Raw genomic sequence first — 24,514 nt, 5'->3', positions numbered from 1 at the left:
ACGTATGTCTTTAAAAAATGTGAGATTGGAAGTGATGAGGCACTTGGAAAAAGACGTCGAATCTCTGATAGAAAAATACCTTATTCCAATTGAAAAAATTTGGCAGCCTACAGATTTCTTGCCCAATTCGGAAAGTGACAATTTTTTTGAGGAAGTAAGAGAAATACGTGAACTTGCGAAAGAACTTCCTTATGATTTTTGGGTTGTTTTGGTTGGCGATATGATTACCGAAGAAGCTTTACCTACCTATGAATCCTGGTTGATGGATGTGGAAGGTATAGACCAGGTAGAACGAAATGCTTGGGGAAAATGGGTGAAACATTGGACTGCCGAAGAGAATCGTCATGGCGATGTGTTGAACAAATACCTATATCTTTCTGGCAGAGTGAATATGAAGGAGATCGAAAAAACCACTCAATATTTAATTGCTGATGGTTTTGATATAGGAACCGATAGAGATCCCTATAAAAACTTTGTGTATACGAGTTTTCAGGAGTTAGCGACTTATGTTTCACACAATCGCGTTGCCAAAATGGCCAAAGAAAAGGGTAATAAGCAGTTGTTTAAAATGTGCAATATCATTTCTGGTGATGAAATGCGTCATCATCACGCTTACTCTGAATTTGTGGAGCGAATTTTTGCTGTGGACCCAAATCAAATGATGTTGGCATTTCAAACTATGATGAAGCAAAAAATTACAATGCCTGCTCATTTTTTAAGAGAATCTGGTGATAAAATCAGTACAGCTTTCGAAGAGTTTTCCAACACGGCGCAGCGCATTGGCGTTTATACATCTGCCGATTATGTCGATATTTTAGAGAAACTTATTAAGCGTTGGGAACTTGGTAATATTACAAATCTTTCTGAAGAGGCCGAAAAAGCCAGAGATTATTTGATGAAACTTCCAGGTAGGATGAGACGTTTGGCTGAACGAATGAAAATTCCAGAGAATTCGTACCAATTTAAATGGGTAGAGCCTGCCGTTTTAAGATAAAATCAACTTTTAATCTAAATTCCTTTCAAAACTGAAGGGAATTTTTATTTCAACTTATGAAAGAACAAAATTTACAGATTGAAAAAACAATTGCATTCGTAAAGCAACAATTGGCCGCTGCTGAAGGTGGCCACGATTGGTTTCATATACAGCGTGTTCTCAACAATGCTTTGCTTATTTCAAAAAATGAAAATGTTGATGTTTTTGTGGTACAACTCGGTGCTTTGCTACACGACATTGCGGACAGTAAATTTCACAATGGCGATGAAACTATTGGCCCAAAAGTAGCTCGGGAGTTTCTGTTTGGCATCAACGTTGACAGCAATATTATTGAGCACATCATCAAAATCATTGAAAACATTTCGTTCAAGGGTGGGAATGAGCCTCAAAAATTTAAGTCGGCAGAATTAGATGTTATTCAGGATGCCGATCGATTGGATGCACTTGGGGCGATTGGTATTGCACGAACTTTTAATTATGGTGGATTTAAAAATCGAACCTTATTTGACCCTTCGATTCAGCCTAATTTAAAAATGTCCAAAGAAGAATATAAAGCTTCTACTGCTCCTACAATCAATCATTTTTATGAGAAATTGCTTCTTTTAAAAGACAAAATGAATACCAAAACAGGTAAAAAAATTGCCGATATGCGTCATCAATTTATGGAACTGTATCTTGAGCAGTTTTATGCAGAATGGGATGGCAAAAAGTAAGCTATTGTACCATTTGTTTTATAGTGTTTCTATAGGTTGAAGCGCTTTGGCCCGTAAATTCATTGAACAACTTATTAAAGTGCGAAAAGTTGTTAAAGCCACATTCAAAGCAAATGTCGGTAATGCTCATTTGGCTTTCAGTTAATAATTTGGTAGCGTGAACCACTCTATATTCATTGACCAACTTTGTAAATGTCTTTCCTGTTGCCTTTTTAAAATATCTACAAAATGCAGGCTCGGTCATACTTACTTTATCTGCGATTTCCTCAAGGCTAATGTGACTTTTAAAATTATTGTTGATGTGTTTGTAAACAATGTCAATTTTTTGACTGTCCTGAAGCTTTGTTTCAAAGGCATATCCATCGGCATTTAACAAGGTGTAATCTTTTGATTTTGATAAATCATCGAGAATTTCCAAAAACTTCACGATCCTTTCAAACCCTTCATACGCAATAAGGTTTTCAATTTTCGGCCCAACTCTCTTCTTAGTATCAGGTTTAAAGAGAATTCCTTTTTTTCCTCGTTCAAATAATTGAGCAATTTCATAAGCTTCAGGTGTCTTGAAAAAATTTTCACCCAAAAAATCTGGCTTAAACTGTATCAAGGTTTCTGAACCACTACTTGTGAGTCTATCGGTAAATCCGTTATGCGGTAAGTTTGAGCCTAGCAATATGAGTTGGCTATTGTTAAAATATGACAAATGATTGCCAATATGTCTCTTCCCCTGACCTTTATTGACATAGACAAGTTCTATCTCTGGATGAAAGTGCCAAAAGGCATTTCTCTTTTTTGGAGCTTCGGCATCAGTATGGTGTTTTACCAAGAGTGAACTTCCAAAGCTTGTACTTACTTTTTCAAAAGCCGGTTTTACATTAAGCATTCCTTAAAGTTTTAATCAAAATTACAGTTCTAGCAAAAACTAAACATGTGCAAATTTATCATTTTTATATGCTAAATTAACATAAAACGTTTTAGTTGTGTTTGTGAGGGTTAATTTTGAACATAAATTAGATAACCATGATGTTTTAATGAAGCCTTTCTCATCATACATTTGCCATGTAACCTTTTAAAAAAATCCAAATCATGAAAAAAGAAATTAAAAAAAGCATCCTATTTATCGCTTTGATAGTTAGTATGATAGGTTATGCTTCAAACAACGAACCGATCACATCAAAAAGAGATGTTAAGAAAGCTACCGTGTCATTTGTATCCGTTAAGAAAGGGCAACAATTGACCATTAAAAGTGATACAGGAATTATTTTGTACAAAGAAAAAATCAAACAAACTGGAAGCTATGCCAAAGAGTTTGATTTGACCTCACTACCTGATGGGAATTATGTTTTTGAATTAGAAAAAGAACTGCAGATTGAAATCATCCCTTTTAAAGTATCAATGGATGAAGTAGAATTTATCAAGGACAAGCAAGAAAGTATTTTTAAGCCTTTCGTAAGGTTTAAAGACAATAAAATTCTTTTGTCCAGATTGTCTGTAGATGATAAGCCTCTTGATGTTGAAATCTATTACAGTTCATATAATGGTGCATCTGATAACGAATTGATTTTTTCAGAGACCATTGACAATAAAAAAGTCATCGAACGTGTCTATACGCTTTTAAAAGAGAAAAAAGGCGATTACAAAATCGTGATGCGATTAGATGGAAGAACATTTAACGATACACTTTCTATTTAGGAATCTGTTTTATTTATAGTGTTTAGTTGCTAGGGGAGTTTGAGAAGCTCCCCTTTTTTATTTTTCCTTCAGAACAATTTTAACTGCCCATCTTTAACCTGCTCATGTAATTGAACATTTAATTGTGGCATTGATTTATGTTTGAAATATTTCTTTTTTGCCAATTTCATCAAATCATTTATTTGTTTGGCAATTTCCCCTTCGCCTCTCATCCGTGTTCCAAATTTGGAATCGTTGAGGCTTCCACCATGGCAATTTTCAATTTGGCTCAAGACCTTGTCAGCTCTGTCTGGCATTGTTTTTTTAATCCAATCTGCAAATATTTCACCGATGGCTCCATTAAGCCTGACGACGGTATGACCTATACTTAAGGCTCCTGCATCTGAAACTTTTTTTGCCAGTGGAAGAATTTCATGGCTATTGATGGATGGAATGATGGGAGCGATCATCACATTTACAGGAATCCCGTTTTTGGAAAGTATCTCTACTGTTTCCAATCGTTTTTTGATGGTTGCGGTTCGCGGTTCCAGCACTCTTCTGGTGTCTTCTGAAAGTGATGTAATCGATACATTGACAGCGATTAAGTTGTCTTCTGCCAATTTCTTCAAGATATCCAAATCACGGAGAATAAGGGCGTTTTTGGTGATAATTCCAACAGGATGTTTGTATTTCAAAAATACTTCCAGACATTTTCTCGTAAGCTCAAACTGCTTTTCGGCTGGTTGGTAGCAATCAGTATTTCCGGACATGACTATCGGATAAGCTTGCCATGACTTCTTTTTCAGTTGCCCTTCTAAAAGTTTTGGCGCTTCTTTTTTTACCAGAATACGTCTCTCAAAATCCAAGCCAGCACTATAACCCCAAAATTCATGCGTGTTTCTAGCGTAACAATAAATACAACCATGTTCACAGCCTTGGTACATATTCATGGAATACATCATCCCAACATCTGGACTTTCAACTTTGTTGACTATGGTTTTGGGGAAAACTTCGAGATAAAGTGTTTTGTTGCTATCGGCTTCTTCGCCTTCAATGGCACAATATTCCAAAAAATCATCACGCATTTCGTGACTCAATTCGAAAAATTTATTGGGTGTGTTCAGTTGCGCTCCACGACCTTTTATGGGAGGATTTGGGTTCATTGCATATTGATTTATGAGTGTAACTTTAGATAAGACTACACCATAAATTTACGACCCAATCAAAGGATTGATGGCTACAAATTGTAGAAATAAGAAAAATGATGGTTTATTTGCCTGGAAAGTCTGCTTTACGCTTTTCCAAAAAGGCTGTGGTTCCTTCTGTAAAATCTTCAGTACCGAAACACTTCCCAAACTGTTTGATTTCGACCTCAAAACCGTTTACACCATCTTTGTAATTTGCATTGATGGCTTTTATGGCTCCTTTGATAGCTACAGATGAGTTTCGCATTATCTTGCCAGCAATTTTCTCGCATAACGGCATTAATTCATCTTGAGTGGTCACATGGTTTACCAATCCATAAGTCAAAGCTTGGTTGGCGTCAATCATTCCAGCCGTCATCACCAGTTCCATTGCTCTCCCTTTTCCAACCAATTGTGGCAAGCGTTGTGTACCACCATAACCTGGAATGACTCCCAAGGACACTTCTGGCAAGCCCATTTTGGCATTATCACTCGCCACCCTAAAATGACATGCCATCGCCAATTCCAAACCACCTCCAAGAGCAAATCCATTCACAGCAGCAATGACAGGCGTTGATAAATTCTCAACAAAATCAAACAACAACTCTTGTCCTTTTGCTGCCAATTTCCCTCCATTTTCGACATCAAAATCAGCAAATTCACTGATGTCTGCTCCTGCAACGAATGCTTTATCTCCGCTTCCGGTAACGATAATCACTTTAGTATTTTTGTCTTTATCTGCTACTTTGAATGCTTGGTTCAATTCGTTTATAGTGTCTTTATTGAGCGCATTCAGTTTGTTTGGACGGTTGATAGTAATATACGTAATACCATCATTGAATTCTGATAGGATGTTTTGGTAAGACATGATTGTTATGATTTTTATTCCTTCGGAAGGGTTACCTTAAAAGTAGTGCCTTCTCCTAATTGAGATGTAAAGGTAATACTTCCGTTATAAGTTTCCACGATATTTTTTACCATGGCAAGCCCTAGTCCCATACCACTGCTCTTTGTGGTGAACTTTGGTTCAAAAATCTTCAAATTGTTTTCTTCTGAAATACCAATACCATTGTCAGCGACAAGGATCGTTACATAATTGTCTTCAGATATCACACTTACATCAATTTTTGGAGTTTTATCTTCCGGAATAGCTTGAATGGCATTTTTGACCAAATTGGTCACCACTCGAATTAATTGAGTTCTATCAAATTTTGCTATGATTTCTTCGTCTTCAGCAGTGAACACAATGTAATCTTCACTAAAAATATCCAACGCCAACTTTACCACTTGCACTACATTCAAAGTTTCATTTTGCTGTGCAGGCATCTTCGCAAAGTTTGAAAAGGCTGAAGCTATGGAACTCATCGTATCAATCTGTTGAATCAAGGTCTTGCTATACTCATCTACCTTTTGATGAATGTTTGGATCTTCTGGGTCAAATTTTCTCTGAAAACTTTGAACACTTAGTCGCATAGGTGTCAACGGATTCTTTATTTCATGCGCCACTTGTTTTGCCATTTCGCGCCAAGCCTGTTCGCGCTCTGAAGTAGCTAATTTTACAGCACTTTCTTCCAATTCATCAATCATGCTGTTATAAGAATTGACCAAAGTAGCTATTTCTTCGCTTGAAGAGTCAATCTCAATCTTTTTATTATGCTTTTCAAGTCTTGTCGCGTTGATTTTGTCACTCACCGTTTTAAGGGTTTTTGTAATATATTTTGAAAGCAAAAACGCCAAGATCACTGCAATGATAAGCATGAAAATGTAGGCATAGCTCAAACGGGTTAGGAATTCATTTAACTCTTTATTTAGAAAATCGTCATTTTCGAGATATGGCAAATTAAGAATGGCAAGCGGTTTGAACTTTTTGTCTGTGATATAAGTATACGAGGATTGATATGTTTTTTCGTTTTTTTGAGTTTTATCAACGTAGCGATGTTCCGCCGTATTGGACAATTCATTGAGAATGGTAGCGCTCAAGCATTTTGGCAGCGAATCACCTTCAATACTGGCTTTTGAAGATTTCAGCAAACCTCCTTCAAGGTCATAAAGATTAATTTCCAATTGATGGATATCTGCAATCTTATAAATCTCATCCTTGAAAATTAACGAGATTTTTTCCGTCTCAACAGGGTAAGTTGTTTCCCGAATAACAAAATCGATATTTCTTCGAATGTTCTCTTCCTTACGCTCCAAACGTTCGGTGTGATAATCATGCGCTTCTTCATTATACTGGTAAATGGTAACACCTGCAATTAAAATGGATGCGATGAGCACCAAGAGAATCATGGCAATGAAAATACGAACTCGTAAGGATAGTTTTCTTGATCTCATTCAGAAGGACAATTGGCTAAAGATAACAATAATCGCACCAAAAACCTTTTTGGTGAAATCACAATAACAAAATTCCAAATTCCAACTATCCATTTTTAGTATGTTTTGGAATTTGTGTTTTGGAATTTTTAATCTTCGGGATTTCTATTCCTGATGTTTTTATAAATCTTGAATCCCAAGGTTAACAGAATTCCCAAAACAATGATACCAATAACGCCAAACACCCAATTGATAGCATTTTTGAGAATGACCAAGAACACTACAGAAAACAAAATGAAGGTCGCACCTTCGTTCCAAACTCGCATAAAATTTGATGTCTTTTTGACCTCATCGCGCTGCAATTGCTTATAAAACTGATGTGTCTTTAAGTGATAAATGATAAGCAATACTACGAATGTCAATTTCATGTGCATCCAACCTTGTTGTAACCAAAACGGTTGTAAAATCAATAGCCAAATGGCAAAAATCGTTGCGAGAATTGCAGAAGGCCATGTAATGATGTTCCAAAGACGTTTTGCCATCAACTTTAACTGTTTTCCGAGAATTTCCTTTTCTGGTGATGGTTTATGGAACGCTTCAATTTGATACACAAACAAGCGTGGAATGTAGAACAAGCCTGCAAACCAAGTGATCACAAAAATGAGATGAAACGATTTAATGTAGTTATAGTATTCCATAGTCTCAAATGATATTTGGAACTAAATTCTTCCTGATTTCCTTATTCAAAAAATACGCCGTAACAATGGTTGCCAAAACATCTGAAATTGGGAACGACATCCACACACCTAATTCCCCATAAAACTTTGGTAAAATCAGGATAAGAGGTATAAAGAAAAAACCTTGTCTACAAAGGGTTAACAATAATGCTGGCGTTGCTTTTCCAATGGCCTGAAAATAAGCTGCTCCAATCAATTGCCAAGCGATAATAGGTGTAGCGGCAAAAACCCAACGCATATCGTGAGAAGACTGCGCCAATACTGCGGTATCAGAGGTAAACATTTTGGAAATGCTTTCTGGAAAAACCATCAACAATATAAATACCAAACTAGCCAATGCTGCGGCATATTTGATGGCCGTGTTGATCGTTTCCCTTACGCGATGGTAATTTGCGGCTCCATAATTATAGCCTGCAATGGGCAAAAACCCTTGGGTGACTCCAAGCACAGGAAACATTGCGAACATCAACATTCGACCAGCTATCGCATAAGAAGTTACAGAAACTTCACCTCCCAAATCATAGAGAATGTTGTTCATAAACAGATACGTGATGCTCACAACTGCCTGTCTTGCCAAAGTGACAAACCCCAAAGAACTTATTTCCTTGACGATTGGGAAATTAAATCCGAAGTGCGAAAAACTGATTTTTAGTTCTGAGTTTTTCGATATAAAAAACCAAAGAATAAAAAGAAAACAGATAACATAAGACAAGGTTGTTGCCCAAGCCGCTCCTTCCATTCCGAAATCCAAAAGATTGATGAAGATATAGTCCATCAGCAAATTACTGACAGAAGGAATCATCATGGCGTACATGGCAAACTTTGGTTTGCCTTCGGCCCTAATTACCGTGTTTCCCATCATACAAAGCGCCAACACTGGTACACCATAAAGTACAATTTGATAGTAAATTTTTGCAGGTTCAAAAATATCGCCTTTACCACCAAAGGAATCAATAATAGAATTGGCAAATGTCAATCCTAAAAAAACCATGGACAAGGTCAACACCAGAGTTAAAGTAATCTGGTTTCCAAAGGTTTTGAGTGCCTTTTCATAATTATCTGCGCCTAAAGCTCTTGAAATAATCGAAGAACCGCCAATGCCAATAGACATTCCCAGAGCAGCGATAAAAAAAGAGACTGGCAAGACCACATTGATAGCTGCAATGGCGATGGAGCCAATCCAATTGCCGACAAAAATGGTATCTACCAATATATTTAGCGACATTACCAAAATCCCAATGGATGCTGGTACCGCCTGTTTTACAAGCAATTTACTGATGGGTTGAGACCCTAAATCGACTGAAGACACTTTTGCCATTATGCGGTTGTTGTTTTAGAAGTTGCCCACTCATTAATCCATTGCGACAACAACGTTACCCATTCATCGTCATCATTCAAACACGGAACTGTTGTAAATTCATGTCCACCCATTTCGTGGAAAATTTCTTGGCCTTCTATGGTGATTTCTTCCAAAGTTTCTAAACAATCACTAACGAAAGCAGGAGTTACAATTGCCATATTTTTGATACCTTCTTTCCCCAAACGCTCAATCGTCAAATCCGTATATGGTTGCAACCAAGGGTCGAATCCTAATCTTGATTGAAATGATGTTGAATAGGTTCCTGGCTTTAAACCCAATTTTTGAGCCACTAATCTTGTGACTTCCAAACATTGATGACGGTAGCAAAACTCATGCGCAGGAGAAGGTGTTATGCAACAGCTGCCATCAATTTTGCAATGTGATTTTGTGATGTCGCGTTTTCGAATGTGACGTTCTGGTACACCATGGTATGAAAACAGCAAATGGTCAAATTCTTTATCTGTTAAGTGCTTTTTGATGGAATTTGAAAGCACCTTGATGTAATCTTCACGATTATAAAATGCTTTTAAATCTGATATTTTAAGATTTGGAAAGTCAGTCTTTCTAATTTCTTCTGCCAAAACCAGAATGGTTTCAGTGGTAGCCATAGCAAACTGTGGATATAACGGCATCAAAAACACTTCTTCAACACCTTTATCAACCAATTCCTGAAGACCTTTTTTGATGGTCATACTGCCATAGCGCATCGCCAGGGCCACAGGCAAATCAGTCTTGTTTTGAATTTTATGCTGCAATCTTTCGGAAATAACAATCAATGGCGAGCCTTCTTCCCACCAGATTTTTTTATAAGCAGCCGCAGAAGCCTTTGGACGTGTTTTCAGGATGATGCCTTTTACCAAAGCCGTTCTTGCAATAAGCGGAATGTCTATCACGCGCTCATCCATCAGAAACTCTCCTAAATATTTTTTGACATCTTTTGGTTCGGGACTGTCAGGAGACCCTAAATTGACGAGTAAAACTCCTTTTTTCATATGTTATTCCTTCGAAAGTAGAAATCGTTTCCGTTCTACTTTCTGTTATTATCACTCTAAAGAGTATTTGTCACAAAAATACGACACTATTTTTATAATACTCGCCAAAATAAGCCGTTCACTAATAATGTAGGAGATTTAACTCATTTCTGATTTTAAAATACTTCTGAAATGGATATATTTACTTCGTAACCTAATTATCACATCATGAAAAACCGCTTCTTACTTATTTTTCTATGCTTTTGTGTCAACATGTTTTCCCAACAGAAATATCAAAATCTGTTATGGGAAATCTCTGGTAACGGCTTGGAAAAGTCCTCTTACCTGTATGGAACAATGCATGTAAGCAAGAAGGTTGCATTCAGACTTGATGATGTGTTTTTCGAGGTATTGGATAAAAGCGAATGTGTGGCACTGGAATCTGACCCTACCACATGGCTCGATTTTAATTATGAGAATATGACACTGGGGCAGCAAAACAATTCTCGTTCGTATCGAAGCGATTTTTATACGCAACTATTTGAATTATCCAGTCCTGATGAAATTATGGTGAGAAGCGCCATTAGGTTCGACAACAATATCATCAATGGTTATTTATATAGAAAAGATCCTGGAGCAGATAATTTTGAAGAGGAAACTTATTTAGATATGTTTATTTATCAGGCTGGAAAAAAGAAAAATAAGCCTATTGTGGGACTTGAGGATATTGCTGAATCAAACTATTTGACTTCCAAAGCACGTTCGAATGCCATGAAAAGAAAGCCAGATGCTTGGCTGCAAAAACTATATTCTGAAGAAAATCCTTATCTGTTGCAGGAGAATTTATATAGAGAGCGCAATTTAGATTTGCTCGACTCTATTGGTTCTGCTGTGAATACAGAATATTACCGACGACACATGCTTTACATTCGAAACGAGAATATGGTAAAGGTTCTTGACTCGTTGATGCACGAAAAATCTGTATTTGCTGGTGTTGGAGCCGCGCACCTTCCAGGTGATCAAGGCATGATAAATATGCTTGTAGAAAGAGGTTATACTGTAAAACCATTGAAGTCAAAGCAAACAGATGTTGGAACGACAAAAAAAGAAGCTCTTGAAAGCCTTTTCACTAAACCTAATCTTACTGTTCAGACCACGCCAGATCAATTTATCAGCATTAAATCTTTTGACAAATTGAGGGAATTCACCATTAATGGCCAGAAGTTTTATGTAGCACCAGACATGACCAATGGCGCCTATATTACCTTAACAAGGCTCAACACATATGATTATCTGCCTGAAAAAGATCCGATGACCTTGGATAAAATCAATGACCTACTCTATGAAGATATTCCAGGAGATATTATTAAAAAAGAAGCATTGACCACACCTTTCCCAGGAATCAGCATTCTTAACAAAACCAAAAAAGGTGACTATCAAAAATATCATATTTACCGAACGCCGTTGGAAATTGTCATTGTCAAATTTGGCGGCATCAAGGATTATGTCCTTGTGAATGAACAGGAAATATTTGGCTCCATTCAATTCAAAACACAGAAAGATGGTTTTGAAAATTTCTCGTCACCCTATCAAAAATATCATGTCGATTTTCCAGTGTATCACATCTCTGATAATTTTGAAAATGCAGGAAAAAAAGTTCTACAGGGTATTTATAAAGATGATTATTATTTCTTGGAAGAGTCACCTGTTTTTGACATTTATTATATTGAAGAAGATGGATTTGAGGCCAAGTACACGCACGATGCATTCTATGAAAATTTAGATCTCGAGGAAGCTAGTGGCCAGCATATAGACGGAACTTACAAAGCTTACCAGTCTGAAGCCGTTATTGATTCTACAACGACAAAGCGTTTGCATTTAAAAAGTGTCATTAAAGATGAAAGTTATTACTTGTTGGGATATTATGGTTCTGATATAAATAAGGCAGATACATTTTTTGAATCCTTCAAATTTAAACCTATCGTTTACCCAGATTATGAAAAAGTAATTGACACATCATTATACTTTTCAGCCAATTCCCAGACCAAATCACCACCAAACAATCGGTTTTATTTCGACAGAAATGAAAAGCCTTACGAAATGCAAACTAAACAAGCGGTTTATACCACAAAAGCTAATGAACAGATAACAATCACAAGAACCAAATACCATGATTTGCACATGATGGAATCTGTTGACAGTATTTGGAATAACATTGACAAAAGTCTTAAATTCACAAGCAGATACAAGCAAGAAAAAGATATCGTCATTACCAATCAAAAGAAAAGTGCCAGCGATGACATTTATACGTATTCTTACGCTTTGAAAGATAGTACAAGTGCAAAAGCGATTTTGGTAAAACACATCTTAAAGGAAGGCGTCATGTATGAACTAAAATCCCTTACGGATTCAATCTCTTCTCCTTCCCCCTTTGTTACCGAATTCTATGATTCCTTCACGCCTATGGACACTCTTTTAGGGGAATCTGTTTTTAAGGACAAAACGGCTTGGTTTTTTGAGGCACTTGAAGAAAATGATAGTTTGGTTTTGAATGGTTATTCCAGATTGATCTTTAAAAATCAGCATGTCGACCAACTTATCAATGCTATCGACTCCCACGAATATCAAAAGAATCAAGCGAAAATAAAACTCCATCTCATTAACGAGCTTGGACAACTTTCTGACCCAAAAGCACGTACGTTTTTGGAAGATTTGTATAAGAAGTCATACGCAGAACCCGAAGTTCAATCTACTATTTTGAAATCATACCTAAAGAAAAAAGATAAAGCATCTTATGACAAACTGTTATCCTTAATGGAACAAGATTTGCCTCTTGATTCAAAAAATATCAATTCAATATTTAGATTTCGAAAGGATTCGTTGCAATTGGTAGGCGAATTGTTCCCAAAAATTTTACAATTCAGTGCGATTGAAGAATATAAAAACCCTATTTATGAGCTTTTGGCAAAAGTGGTGGACAGCAATCTTGTGAAGCCAAAAGCCTATAAAAAGTATAAAAACCAAATCATTACCGATGGTAAGATTGAAGTGAAACGGTATTTGGGAAGAAACAATTTTTCTAGCTACAATAACAACAGTAGCGATCTTGAGAGTTATGTAACCATCATTTTCCCTTATCGCGAAGACAAGCAAGCCAAAGACTTTTTTGAAAAATTGATACAAAGTGACGACGACATTGCAATCAACAATTATTTTACACTCCTTACGGAGGCAGATGAGCAAATACCTCTAGCCTTAAGTCAAAAAACAATTCTCAACGAAAAGAACCATTGGGCTCTGGCATCTGCATTGGATGACAAAGGACTATTGACTGAAAAATTTAAAAATAAAATTTCCCAACAAAGTATTGCCAAGTCAAGAGTTTTCACAAGAGCACGATTTTCTGAAGAAAGAGATTCCATTTCATTTTTAACGAAAAAAGAAATTCTGACCGATAACAATGTGGCTGTTGATGTCTATGTTTTTAAACTCAAACGTACAAGTAGTTATGGCGATAACGAATTTCTGCATTATGTCACTTTCCAAAAACCTGAAAAGGAAGCATTGGCTTTAAAAATATATGACGAATCTGGCACCAATGGCACGCGTTTGAATGACTCAAAAACAGAAGAAGAATTTGTCGAGGATATTCAAAAATTAGTTTCGCACAAAACCCGAAAACGCATCAATAGTTCTTACGATTTCGAATTTTAATTGAGTGACATCAGATATTTCTTCGGAGTCGTCCCATATTTCTTTTTAAACGCGGCAATAAAGTGGCTTGAGGTGCTGTAACCCACTTTCAAACCTGCTTCATTGACGTTGTGTTCACCTGATTCTAAAAGTTTTCTTGCCACTTCCATTTTGTAATCAAACAAAAAACTGTAAACCGAATCGCCATAAATCTGTTTAAAACCTTCTTTCAGTTTTTTCAGATTCAAACCAATCTCTTCCGAAAGTTCCTGAAGACTAGGTGGTTCAGCCATTCTAGAAATGACAATATCTTTGGCTTTTCTTATTTTGATGACATTCGTTTCGTCTACCAAAAACGGACATTGTTCAATATCAGCATCTTCGCTTCTATTGAAATAAAGACTCAATAATTCATACGCTTTGCCTTTAAAATACAGATTTTTTATGGATGAATTTAAATTGAAATGAATCAATTGTGTCAATACAATAGCCATAGATGGCGAAATCTTTCCGTCTTTGTAGTACTTTTTGTCCTTGTTGTCATCACTTAAAAATGTGATATAATCTGCTTCTTGAGAAAACAAAGCGTGAAACTTCTTGATGGAAATCAAAACTGTAACCAACCAAGAATTTGGATTCATTTCGAGATGAATTGGCAAGTCGCGCTGCGGATTATAAAGCAACAATGAATTTTCTTCCGAAATATCCAAGGCATAACGTCCTTCGTTAAAAATGAACTTGCTCAAACCCTTCAAACAGAAATGAAACTGGATGAAACTGCTATCGATGTCACGTTCCACTGTTTCAATTAGATTGGTCTCATTTCTATAAGTTAAAACGAAAAAGTCATCATCAATTTTCGTTTCCTCAAAAGAACCTTTAGCGACATTTTTCAAATCCATAAACTATCAAATTAATTTCATCTTATTTAGATTGATTCTAAACAAAAAACTTTCAAAGCATTGTAAACACTGCAAAAATATGACATTTATCATTGTTTTCAGAAATTACGGTCTAAAAAACCAAAAACGATACTTTAAGTTCTTCTAGCGTTGTTTTTATTAAATTGACATTTCTATTTTTGTTTCCGTATTTCCAAAAACCAGTATGGAGCACATTCACGTGACACGAGGAACTTATTTTTATGCCATTGGTTTGAGCTATAAAAAAGCCGATGCTGACGTCAGAGGCCATTTTAGCTTGGATGACGATTCTAAAAATGCTTTGCTCAATCAAGCAAAAAACAACGGCATCGACAGTTTGATTGTTACCTCTACTTGTAATAGAACAGAGCTTTATGGTTTTGCAGAACATCCTTTTCAATTGATTCAATTGTTGTGCGATAACACAAAAGGAACGGTTGAAGAATTCCAGAAGGTAGCTTACGTTTATAAAAATAAAGAGGCCATTTCGCATATGTTTCGTGTAGGTTCTGGGCTTGACAGCCAAATTCTCGGTGATTTTGAAATTATTAGCCAGTTGAAAGCTAGTGCGAGAGTTTCCAAAAACATGGGATTGCTCAATGCTTTTACAGAACGACTAATCAATGCCGTGATTCAAGCCAGCAAACGTATCAAAACCGAAACCGATTTATCTTCTGGCGCCACTTCAGTTTCCTTTGCTTCTGTGCAATATATCTTGAAAACTGTTCAAGATGTTTCAAGCAAGAACATTTTGCTTTTCGGAACTGGTAAGATTGGTAGAAATACCTGCGAAAATTTGGTAAAACATACCAAAAACGAACACATCACCTTAATCAATCGTACTAAAAACAAAGCTGAAGAAGTTGCTGGGAAATTCAACTTATTGGTGAAAGATTACGCCAATTTACAAGAAGAAATCAACACTTCAGATATCTTGATTGTGGCAACAGGTGCTCAAAACCCTACAGTTGACAAGCAGTGTATTCAAACGGAAAAACCTCTGTTGATTTTAGATTTGTCCATTCCTCGAAACGTGCATCAAAATGTGTTAGAGTTGAGTAATGTCCATTTGATTCATTTGGATGATTTATCTCAAATAACAGATGATACTTTGGAGAAAAGAAAAGCCTACATTCCGCTTGCGGAGCAAATTTTGGAAGAAGTAAAACTTGATTTTATCAATTGGCTCGACACTCGAAAGTTTGCGCCTACCATCAATGCTTTGAAGCATAAACTTCTGGATATGAAGAATGCCGAACTGGAAACACAACGCAAAAAATATACTGATTTCAATGAAGCGCAAGCCGAATTAATCAGCAATAACATCATTCAAAAAATAACGAATCACTTTGCTTATCATCTAAAAAATGACGATTTTTCTACTGATGAAAGTCTTGAACTCATCAAAAAAGTGTTTCAGTTAGAATCTTCAACCAATGTCTAAAATCATACGTATTGGTACGCGCGATAGTGAATTGGCACTATGGCAAGCCAAAGCTGTACAACACCAGTTGGAACATCTCGGTCATAAAACCGAATTGGTTCCTGTTAAGTCAGAAGGCGATTTAACACTTGACAGACCTATCAATGAACTCGGCATCACTGGCGTTTTTACCAAAGTTTTGGATATCGCGTTGCTCAATGACGACATTGACATCGCTGTTCATTCCTTAAAAGATGTGCCAACAGTTTTACCAACAGATATTGTTCAAGTAGCTGTTTTAAAGCGTGGCAATGTCAGAGATACACTTGTCTTTAAAAACAATGAAGAGTTTTTGTCTCAAAAAAATGCTATCATCGCCACCGGAAGTTTGCGACGCAAAGCACAATGGTTGAATCGCTATCCAACGCACACTGTGGTTGGGCTTCGTGGCAACGTGAATACACGCTTGCAAAAACTGGAAGAAAACGATGATTGGAATGCGGCTATCTTTGCAGCAGCTGGCATTGGCAGGATTGGTTTACGTCCACAGGAAGCCATCAATCTCGATTGGATGGTTCCCGCTCCTGCACAAGGTGCTATTATGGTTGCAGCAAGAAGTGATGACAATGAAGTCATTGAGATCTGTAAAGCCATCAATCACGAAGAAACCGAGATTTGCACCACGATTGAGCGCAAATTTTTGAACCTTTTGGAAGGTGGATGTTCGGCTCCTATTGGCGCTTTGGCAGTCATCAAAAATGAAGAAGTTTCATTTCAAGGTGTGTTGTTGAGTCTCGATGGGTCTAAAAAGATTGAAGTTACACGAAAAGAATCGCTTGGAAAACATCACAACATTGCTGAATACTGCTCAAATTTTATTTTGGAACGTGGTGGCAATCGGTTGATGGATGATTTGAAATATGTCGATAAGGAAACCCAAGTGTTTTCCACAAAAAGTTTGACTGAAGCACAACGACATCTCTTTAAGAATGTAAAAGTTGATAGTTCTGATTTTTTAAGAATTAATCTGAACAGAATTCCTAAACCTGTTTTAAAATCGAAAATCAACAACGTCATAATCACGAGCCAAAATGCTGTGGAGGCGATTGTGACTGCTGTTCCAAAAGAAGAATTGCAGTTCAAGAACATCTATTGCGTAGGTCGAAGAACCAAACGATTGATTGAATCAAAAATTGGTAAGGTTACGCATTCGGAAAATAATGCAAAAGCATTGGCTGATTATTTGGTTGAATTCATCGATGGCACTGAAGTGACTTATTTCTGTAGTAACCAACGTTTGGATGAATTGCCAACAATTCTTGAAGAAAACCAAATTACAGTGAATGAAGTCGAAGCTTATCAAACGGTTTTGGATTCAGAAAAAATAGATGCGAATGTTGAAGGTGTTATGTTTTACAGTCCGTCAACGGTAGAAAGTTATAGAAAAAACAATCCTTGCGACAAAATAGCCTATTGCATTGGCGAAACTACTGCCGAAGAAGCACGAAAACATTTTGATGATGTACGCGTGGCAAAAATACCAACGGTGGAAAGTGTTATTGAGTTGGTAAACGAAAACTATAATTGAAATTCCTTGTCTGGTCGAGCGGAGTCGAGACCTACGTAATTTTAGTTTAATTTAATAAGATTCCCTCCTTGGAGGGAATGACAAAAATGATGTTAAAGAACGATTTATACTTAAGAGCCCTAAAAGGCGAAACTGTGGAACGTCCTCCTGTATGGATGATGCGTCAAGCCGGTAGATATTTGCCCGAGTTTCAAGAAATAAAAGCCAAATACGACTTTTTTACGCGTTGTAGAACGCCAGAATTGGCTAGTGAAATCACTGTACAACCCATCAGACGTTATGGTATGGACGCTGCTATTTTATTCAGCGATATTTTGGTCATTCCACAAGCGATGAACATTGAAGTGGAAATGAAACCAAACTTTGGTCCTTATTTGCCAAATCCGGTTCGCAACCAAAAAGATGTCGACAATGTCATCATTCCTGATGTGAATGTCGAATTGAATTATGTGATGCAAGCGATTAAGGCCACCAAGGAATTGCTCAATGATGAAGTCCCTTTGATTGGTTTTGCTGGTTCTCCTTGGACAATTTTATGCTATTGTGTGCAAGGTCAAGGCAGTAAAAACTTTGACAAAGCCAAAGAATTTTGTTTTACAAACACTGTAGCGGCACATCAACTATTACAAAAAATTACAGATACCACAATTGCTTATCTAAAAGCAAAAGTAGCTGCTGGTTGCGATGCTGTTCAAATATTCGATTCTTGGGGAGGAATGTTGTCTCCGACGGATTATCAAGAGTTTTCTTGGCAATACATCAACCAGATTATCGAGGCCCTAAAAGATGATGCTCCAGTGATTGCGTTCGGAAAAGGTTGCTGGTTTGCTTTGCACGATATGGCAAAATCCAACGCTTCGGCTTTAGGTATCGATTGGACTTGCTCCGCAAGAAATGCTCGCTATTTGACAGGTGGAAACATCACTCTTCAAGGAAATTTTGACCCTTCGAGATTATTTTCGCCTCCTTCAGAAATCAAAAAGATGGTACATCAGATGATTAATGAATTTGGCAAAGACAAATATATCGTAAATTTAGGTCACGGGATTTTACCAAATATTCCGTTGGACAATGCCAAGGCGTTTATTGATGCTGTGAAAGAGTATCCAGTTCAAAACAAATAAAGACAAATCATCATATCACATCACAAATCAGCATATGATTCGTAACATTTTCAAAGGGATAAAAGCATATGCAGGAAGCATTGGAATGATTTCTAAACTTGGTCTTTGGAAATATTTCGGCATTCCTATTCTTATTAGCATTGTGGTTGCCACTATCGTATTGGTTTCAGCTTATACCTTTGCAGATGATTTTGGCTACTATTTCTCAAAACTTTGGATTTGGGATTGGGGAAAAGAGACGTTCTTTTTCTTAAGTAAAATATTGAGCGGCATCCTGATTCTACTTGTTGGAATTATCATTTACAAACACGTCGTGATGGCGCTGTCGGCTCCTTTTATGAGTCCTGTTTCAGAAAAAATCGAAGCGCATTTATTGGGAGTTAATCATCACGAATTTAGAAAGACAAGTTTTTCGGAACAACTGTGGCGAGGCATTCGCATCAATATGAGAAATTTAGGAATGGAAATATTACTGACGATTCCCATATTGATTATTGGCTTTATTCCGATTTTAGGATTTGTTTCTACCATTTTGTTGATTTTGACTCAAGGTTACTACGCAGGATTTGGAAATATGGACTACACGCTCGAACGTCATTTTAGCTACAGTGAAAGCATCAAATTTGTGAAGCAACACAGAGGTTTGGCCATTGGAAATGGTATTGTTTTTATTCTGTTTTTGTTGATACCTGTGATTGGATTTATTTTGGTGTTGCCACTATCCGTCACAGCCGCATCCACTGAAACGGTTGCGCTTTTGAAGGCCGAGAATAAACTTAAAATCCATGGTGCATAGTTCAAATCAAATATGCATTCAACACCTCAAACCAGATGATGCGCTACAACTGAACAAGTTGCTGGTTTCCAATACCGAACGTTTCATTCGATTTTTGCCAAAAACCCTCGCTGCCAATCGCACTCTAGAGAGTACACGAAGCTATATCAAAGGGAAAATGGCAACTGCAGAAGCTAAATCGGAGTTTGTATTTACAATAAAAGACCGATATGCCATCAACATTATTGGTTTAGTGATTCTTAAAAATATCGATTGGGACGCAAAACAAGGTGAATTTGCTTATTGTATCGGAAAACGTGCCAAAGGAAAGGGGTTGATGAGCGAAGCCATCAAAGCGACGTCTCAATATGCCATTGAAGAATTGGGTTTAAAAACGCTTCAAATCATTTCCCACAAAAGCAATTTAAGCAGTGTGAACGTTGCCTTGAATTCTGGATTTGTCTGGAAAGAAACCTTGCCGAAAGAGTTTACGCCCTTAAATGAATCTCCATTAGATATGGAACTTTACGAATTGACAAATGAAAGATAAATTCTATCAATATATTCAAAATCTGCAGAATCAAATCACTTCAAAATTGGAGGAAATTGATGGTGAAGCAACTTTCAAGGAAGACCTTTGGAAACGTCCTGAAGGCGGTGGCGGACGCACAAGAGTGATAGAAAATGGCGCTGTCTTCGAAAAAGGTGGTGTCAATATTTCTGCAGTTCACGGCGAACTTCCGCAAAGTATGCAACAGTATTTTGGAGTGAAGGATGCTGATTTTTTTGCTTGCGGTTTGAGTTTGGTGCTCCATCCGAAGAACCCGATGGTGCCAACGGTTCACGCTAATTGGCGCTATTTCGAAATGTATGATAAAAATGGAACCATTGTCGATTCCTGGTTCGGTGGCGGACAAGATTTAACGCCTTATTATCTGTTTGAAGAAGATGCCAAACATTTTCACCAAGTTTGTAAAACGGCTTGCGATAAGCATCATCCAGATTTTTATAAAGACTACAAGCAAAAATGCGATGACTACTTTTGGAATGCCCATCGCAACGAAGCTCGCGGTATTGGTGGTTTGTTTTTCGACTATTGTAAAGCAAACGACGAGATGTCGATGGAGCAATGGTATGCTTTTGTAACGGAAGTTGGCAACAGTTTCTTGGAATGTTATGTCCCGATTGTGGAAAAACGAAAAGATGTATCGTATTCAAAAGAACAAAGAGACTGGCAAGAAATCCGTCGTGGACGTTATGTGGAATTCAATTTGGTGCACGATAAAGGCACCTTGTTCGGACTCAAAACCAATGGACGCATCGAAAGCATATTGATGAGTTTGCCTCCTCACGTGCAATGGAGATACGACCATCAACCTGAAAAAGGGAGTGAAGAGGAAAAGTTGATTGAAGTGTTGAGAAAGCCTATAAATTGGTTGGCAGTTAACGGTTAACTGTTTACAGAACAAAAATCTTTAGAAAATGATTGATTACAGGAAATATAAGGTTTGGCAAAAAGCACATCTACTTGTGCTAGAGCTATATTCATTAACTGAAAATTTTCCTAAAAAAGAACAGTTCAATCTGATATCACAAATAAACAGATCTGTGATTTCTATTCCTACTAATATTGCTGAAGGTTGTGGTAGAGAGACTCAAAAAGAATTAATTCGCTTTCTTTACATCGCATCGGGTTCTGCCCACGAAATGGAATATCTCATTTTGGTCTCCAAAGATTTAAAATATATTGATGAATTTAAGTATGAAAAATTATCATCTCAAATTATCGAAATTAAAAAAATGCTAGCATCCTTAATAAAGAAAATCTCTGAAACCTTATAACTGTGAACCGTAAACAGTAAACTAAAATTATGTATCCATACAGAAGAAACCGTCGCCTACGCACCAACGAAAGCATTCGCTCTTTGGTCAGGGAAACTATCATTACGCCAAACGATTTTTTAGTGCCATTGTTTGTGGTGGAAGGCAAAAACGTAAAGGAAGAAATCGCTTCTATGCCCAATTATTTCCGATATAGTCTCGATTTATTGGAAAAGGAAGTCAAGGAACTTTGGAACCTTGGGTTGAAGTCGGTGTTATTGTTCGTAAAAGTACCTGACAATCTCAAAGACAACAAAGGCACCGAAGCTTTAAATCCTAATGGATTGATGCAGCGCGCCATCAAGACCGTGAAAAATGCCTGCCCTGATATGTTGGTGATGACAGATGTGGCTTTAGACCCTTATTCGTCTTACGGACACGATGGCATTATTCAAAACGGATTGATAGTTAATGACGAGACAGCGAATATTTTGGCAGAAATGAGTTTGTCGCACGCAAAAGCTGGTGCCGATTTTGTGGCACCAAGTGATATGATGGATGGCCGAATTCTGACCATTCGAGAAGCTTTGGAAGAGGAAGGGTATATCAATACAGGGATTATGAGCTATTCTGCCAAATATGCTTCGGCATTTTATGGACCTTTTCGTGATGCTTTGGATTCGGCGCCAGTCGATATGAAAGACATTCCCAAAGACAAAAAAACCTATCAAATGGATTATGCGAATCGCATCGAAGCCATTCGAGAAACCGAAATGGACATTGACGAAGGTGCAGATATCGTGATGGTAAAGCCAGGTTTGTGTTATTTGGATATTGTTCGAGAAATCAAAAATGCTGTTGATGTTCCGGTGGCGGTCTATCAAGTTTCTGGTGAGTACGCGATGCTGAAGGCGGCTGCCGAAAAAGGATGGCTCGACCACGATGCCGTGATGATGGAACAGGTAACAGCCATCAAACGTGCAGGCGCAGATATTATCGCGAGTTATTTTGCAAAAGATGTTGTGAAACTTTTATAGAATTTCTGATTTGAATCGGAATTAATTTCTTATTTTTAGTTACATAATTAACTAATATTGAATTTAATAGGTACGATTCAAAATGGACGATATAGATAGAAAAATTATTGAAATGTTGCGTCAGAATGCCCGAGAACCGTTCGCAACCATCGGCAAATCCGTTGAACTTTCTGCGCCTGCGGTTGGCAAAAGAGTAAAGCAATTGGAAGAAAAAGGCATCATTCTTGGCTATTCTCTAAAACTCAATCACGAGAAGCTAGGCACCAATGTCAAGGGCTATATCAACCTAAAAATACATCAATCGAGCACTGTGCGCACCGCCTACAATCAAATCATCCATTTAGATGAAGTGCATCGCTGCGACCGCATCACTGGCGAGGACAGCCTCTGTATCTTGGGTTACTTCAAAAACAATAAAAACCTCGTGACTTTTATTGAGCGTATCTCTCAATATGGAATTCCAAACACAAGCATTATATTAGAAAGTTAGCCTTTATTAATGTCAAAACTTTTAATCCTTCAACAACATTCAATATAATATTCATTAAATTAGCATCAAATTGTAAAAGATGACCCTCCTTATATTTTATGCCCTAATATCTATTTTCTTTTCCTTTTTGTGCTCTATATTGGAAGCGGTTTTATTAAGTGTGACACCAACTTTTATCAATGTAAAAAAGAAAGAAGGCAAACACTATGCTGAAGCATTGGAAGCCTTAAAAAAGGACGTTGACAAACCTCTCATTGCAATTCTAACTCTAAATACCATCGCCCACACCGTTGGAGCCATTTTGGTCGGGGTTCAGGCAGAAAAGGTCTTTGGAAATGGTGATAATGCCATTATGATTGTATCTGCGGTTATGACATTCTTGATTTTGGTCCTATCAGAAATTATTCCGAAAACCATTGGAGCCACTTACTGGAAAAATCTTGCAAATTTTACTTCCAAAGCATTGAATGTTTTGATTTTTCCTTTAAAATATTCTGGCATCCTTTGGGTATTACAATTGACCACCAGACTTATTGGTGGTAAGAACGCACATGTTAGTACGGTCAGTAGGGACAGTTTCTTGGCAATGGCAGATATTGCCCACGAAGAAGGTGTGTTTCAAGAATCTGAAAGTAAAGTCATTAAAAACCTTATCAATTTCAAAAAGATTTTAGCCAAAGACATTATGACTCCCAGGACAATAATGCTCTCTGAAGATGAAAAAAAATCCATCAAGGCTTTTTTTGACGAAAATCAAAACTTAAGGGTGTCACGCATTCCCATTTATTCTGGTAATCCCGATAACATTACAGGTTTGGTTCTGAAGGATGATGTTTACAAAGAAATGGCACTGGACCATGACGATAGAACATTGGCAGACATAAGAAGGGACATCATATTGGTAGAGCGAAAAGTACCTATTCCTACTCTTTTTGAAAAATTGGTTGAGAGCAAAAATCATATGGCAATCGTAGTTGATGAATACGGTACTGTATCAGGGCTGGTAACGATGGAAGATGTTATAGAAACACTTTTGGGCCTCGAAATCATGGATGAGAGTGACAATGTGGAAGACCTGCAGCACCAAGCTCGAAAAAGTTGGGAAAGACGTGCCAAACGTTTAGGAATGATTAAAGACGAATCAGATTTAAAGCCAAATACTCCTGAATCTGACGTAGAGGACTAATGGAAGCGTGCATTATCAAATCACCTCTAGGCTACACCAAGATAAGCGGTGATGAGAACGGCATTTCTGCAATAAGCATACTTAATTCAGAAGAGACAGAAACCGATATCATTCCAGAAGTTTTGCAAGACTGCGTATATCAACTTCAGGAATATTTTGAAGGTTCTCGCAAACATTTCGACCTTCAGCTCAATCCAAATGGCACTTCTTTCCAGAAGAAGGTTTGGGAGCAATTGCAAACCATTCCCTACGGAAAAAGTCTTTCATATCTAGAACTTTCAAAACAACTTGGCGACGAAAAAGCCATACGAGCGGTTGCCAATGCCAATGGTAAAAATCCGCTTTGGATTGTAGTACCTTGCCATCGCGTTATTGGTTCCGACGGAAGTTTAACAGGTTATGCGGGTGGTTTGCATCGCAAACAATGCCTTTTGGAGCACGAGAGTCCTTACAAGCAGCAAACACTTTTTTAATATTATGGTGTTCGGTTTTTATTAAAAAACCGTCGCGCTTT

General features: G+C 37.3%; 23 protein-coding genes. 15 read left to right on the top strand and 8 right to left on the bottom strand.

What is annotated here, in order from left to right; genetic code table 11:
- The first annotated feature begins 4 nt into the window (after nucleotides 1–4).
- On the top strand, nucleotides 5–994 hold the full coding sequence (locus M0G43_RS03380) for an acyl-ACP desaturase (RefSeq protein WP_248023509.1): 990 nt from the start codon (nucleotides 5–7) through the stop codon (nucleotides 992–994).
- A 56-nt stretch (nucleotides 995–1,050) separates the two neighbouring features.
- The gene (locus M0G43_RS03375) at nucleotides 1,051–1,707 is read left to right on the top strand and encodes an HD domain-containing protein (RefSeq protein ID WP_248023507.1); all 657 of its coding nucleotides are present in this window, start codon (nucleotides 1,051–1,053) and stop codon (nucleotides 1,705–1,707) included.
- Between the two features lies 1 nt (nucleotide 1,708).
- Here the strand turns inward: M0G43_RS03375 and M0G43_RS03370 are convergent, their stop codons facing one another.
- Nucleotides 1,709–2,587: an AraC family transcriptional regulator gene (locus M0G43_RS03370; protein WP_248023506.1), complete on the bottom strand. Its 879-nt coding sequence runs from the start codon at nucleotides 2,585–2,587 to the stop codon at nucleotides 1,709–1,711.
- Nucleotides 2,588–2,790: 203 nt separating this feature from the next.
- Between M0G43_RS03370 and M0G43_RS03365 the strand changes: the two genes are divergently transcribed.
- Nucleotides 2,791–3,396: a hypothetical protein gene (locus tag M0G43_RS03365; RefSeq protein ID WP_248023505.1), complete on the top strand. Its 606-nt coding sequence runs from the start codon at nucleotides 2,791–2,793 to the stop codon at nucleotides 3,394–3,396.
- Nucleotides 3,397–3,464: 68 nt separating this feature from the next.
- Here M0G43_RS03365 and M0G43_RS03360 read toward each other — a convergent pair whose 3' ends face one another.
- The 6 genes from M0G43_RS03360 to hemH form a co-directional block, all read right to left on the bottom strand.
- On the bottom strand, nucleotides 3,465–4,538 hold the full coding sequence (locus tag M0G43_RS03360) for a PA0069 family radical SAM protein (RefSeq protein ID WP_248023504.1): 1,074 nt from the start codon (nucleotides 4,536–4,538) through the stop codon (nucleotides 3,465–3,467).
- A gap of 106 nt (nucleotides 4,539–4,644) precedes the next feature.
- Complete coding sequence (locus M0G43_RS03355) at nucleotides 4,645–5,427, bottom strand: enoyl-CoA hydratase/isomerase family protein (protein WP_248023503.1); 783 nt, start codon at nucleotides 5,425–5,427, stop codon at nucleotides 4,645–4,647.
- Between the two features lie 14 nt (nucleotides 5,428–5,441).
- On the bottom strand, nucleotides 5,442–6,893 hold the full coding sequence (locus M0G43_RS03350; RefSeq protein ID WP_248023502.1) for a sensor histidine kinase: 1,452 nt from the start codon (nucleotides 6,891–6,893) through the stop codon (nucleotides 5,442–5,444).
- 128 nt (nucleotides 6,894–7,021) lie between these two features.
- A complete protein-coding gene (locus M0G43_RS03345) occupies nucleotides 7,022–7,570 on the bottom strand; it encodes a CopD family protein (RefSeq protein WP_248023501.1) in 549 nt (182 codons plus the stop codon).
- Between the two features lie 4 nt (nucleotides 7,571–7,574).
- Complete coding sequence (locus tag M0G43_RS03340) at nucleotides 7,575–8,927, bottom strand: MATE family efflux transporter (protein ID WP_248023500.1); 1,353 nt, start codon at nucleotides 8,925–8,927, stop codon at nucleotides 7,575–7,577.
- Nucleotides 8,927–9,961, bottom strand: a complete 1,035-nt coding sequence (gene hemH / locus M0G43_RS03335) for a ferrochelatase (protein ID WP_248023498.1) — start codon at nucleotides 9,959–9,961, stop codon at nucleotides 8,927–8,929. Before hemH ends, M0G43_RS03340 begins: the two co-directional genes overlap by 1 nt.
- A 207-nt stretch (nucleotides 9,962–10,168) precedes the next feature.
- Here hemH and M0G43_RS03330 point away from each other — a divergent pair, with 207 nt between their 5' ends.
- The gene (locus M0G43_RS03330) at nucleotides 10,169–13,654 is read left to right on the top strand and encodes a TraB/GumN family protein (RefSeq protein WP_248023497.1); all 3,486 of its coding nucleotides are present in this window, start codon (nucleotides 10,169–10,171) and stop codon (nucleotides 13,652–13,654) included.
- Here the strand turns inward: M0G43_RS03330 and M0G43_RS03325 are convergent.
- The gene (locus tag M0G43_RS03325) at nucleotides 13,651–14,535 is read right to left on the bottom strand and encodes a helix-turn-helix transcriptional regulator (RefSeq protein ID WP_248023496.1); all 885 of its coding nucleotides are present in this window, start codon (nucleotides 14,533–14,535) and stop codon (nucleotides 13,651–13,653) included. The two genes, M0G43_RS03330 and M0G43_RS03325, sit on opposite strands and share 4 nt — an antisense overlap.
- A 205-nt stretch (nucleotides 14,536–14,740) precedes the next feature.
- On the opposite strand from M0G43_RS03325, the gene hemA reads away from it, so the two are divergent.
- From hemA to M0G43_RS03270, 11 genes are all read left to right on the top strand, one after another.
- On the top strand, nucleotides 14,741–16,000 hold the full coding sequence (gene hemA / locus M0G43_RS03320; RefSeq protein WP_248023495.1) for a glutamyl-tRNA reductase: 1,260 nt from the start codon (nucleotides 14,741–14,743) through the stop codon (nucleotides 15,998–16,000).
- Nucleotides 15,993–17,567, top strand: coding sequence for a hydroxymethylbilane synthase (gene hemC / locus M0G43_RS03315; RefSeq protein ID WP_248023494.1), 1,575 nt, complete (start codon nucleotides 15,993–15,995; stop codon nucleotides 17,565–17,567). The genes hemA and hemC overlap by 8 nt, the downstream gene beginning before the upstream one ends.
- A gap of 89 nt (nucleotides 17,568–17,656) precedes the next feature.
- Nucleotides 17,657–18,691, top strand: a complete 1,035-nt coding sequence (gene hemE, locus M0G43_RS03310; RefSeq protein ID WP_248023800.1) for a uroporphyrinogen decarboxylase — start codon at nucleotides 17,657–17,659, stop codon at nucleotides 18,689–18,691.
- Nucleotides 18,692–18,725: 34 nt separating this feature from the next.
- Nucleotides 18,726–19,487: an EI24 domain-containing protein gene (locus M0G43_RS03305; RefSeq protein WP_248023493.1), complete on the top strand. Its 762-nt coding sequence runs from the start codon at nucleotides 18,726–18,728 to the stop codon at nucleotides 19,485–19,487.
- Nucleotides 19,477–20,016, top strand: coding sequence for a GNAT family N-acetyltransferase (locus tag M0G43_RS03300; protein ID WP_248023492.1), 540 nt, complete (start codon nucleotides 19,477–19,479; stop codon nucleotides 20,014–20,016). The genes M0G43_RS03305 and M0G43_RS03300 overlap by 11 nt, the downstream gene beginning before the upstream one ends.
- Nucleotides 20,006–20,920: an oxygen-dependent coproporphyrinogen oxidase gene (hemF, locus tag M0G43_RS03295; protein ID WP_248023491.1), complete on the top strand. Its 915-nt coding sequence runs from the start codon at nucleotides 20,006–20,008 to the stop codon at nucleotides 20,918–20,920. Before M0G43_RS03300 ends, hemF begins: the two co-directional genes overlap by 11 nt.
- A 28-nt stretch (nucleotides 20,921–20,948) precedes the next feature.
- Entirely contained in the window at nucleotides 20,949–21,308 is a 360-nt protein-coding gene (locus M0G43_RS03290; RefSeq protein WP_248023489.1) for a four helix bundle protein, read from the top strand.
- Between the two features lie 29 nt (nucleotides 21,309–21,337).
- Complete coding sequence (hemB, locus tag M0G43_RS03285; protein ID WP_248023487.1) at nucleotides 21,338–22,324, top strand: porphobilinogen synthase; 987 nt, start codon at nucleotides 21,338–21,340, stop codon at nucleotides 22,322–22,324.
- An 82-nt stretch (nucleotides 22,325–22,406) separates the two neighbouring features.
- Nucleotides 22,407–22,814 (top strand): Lrp/AsnC family transcriptional regulator, encoded by a 408-nt coding sequence (locus M0G43_RS03280; protein ID WP_248023486.1) that lies wholly within the window; start codon nucleotides 22,407–22,409, stop codon nucleotides 22,812–22,814.
- Between the two features lie 79 nt (nucleotides 22,815–22,893).
- A complete protein-coding gene (locus M0G43_RS03275; protein ID WP_248023485.1) occupies nucleotides 22,894–24,000 on the top strand; it encodes a CNNM domain-containing protein in 1,107 nt (368 codons plus the stop codon).
- Complete coding sequence (locus M0G43_RS03270; RefSeq protein WP_248023484.1) at nucleotides 24,000–24,473, top strand: methylated-DNA--[protein]-cysteine S-methyltransferase; 474 nt, start codon at nucleotides 24,000–24,002, stop codon at nucleotides 24,471–24,473. Before M0G43_RS03275 ends, M0G43_RS03270 begins: the two co-directional genes overlap by 1 nt.
- Nucleotides 24,474–24,514 lie beyond the last annotated feature (41 nt).

Origin of the sequence: Subsaxibacter sp. CAU 1640, assembly GCF_023156585.1 — a bacterium.
Classification (GTDB): domain Bacteria; phylum Bacteroidota; class Bacteroidia; order Flavobacteriales; family Flavobacteriaceae; genus JBPOFM01.
This window is presented reverse-complemented; position numbering and strand designations above follow the sequence as displayed.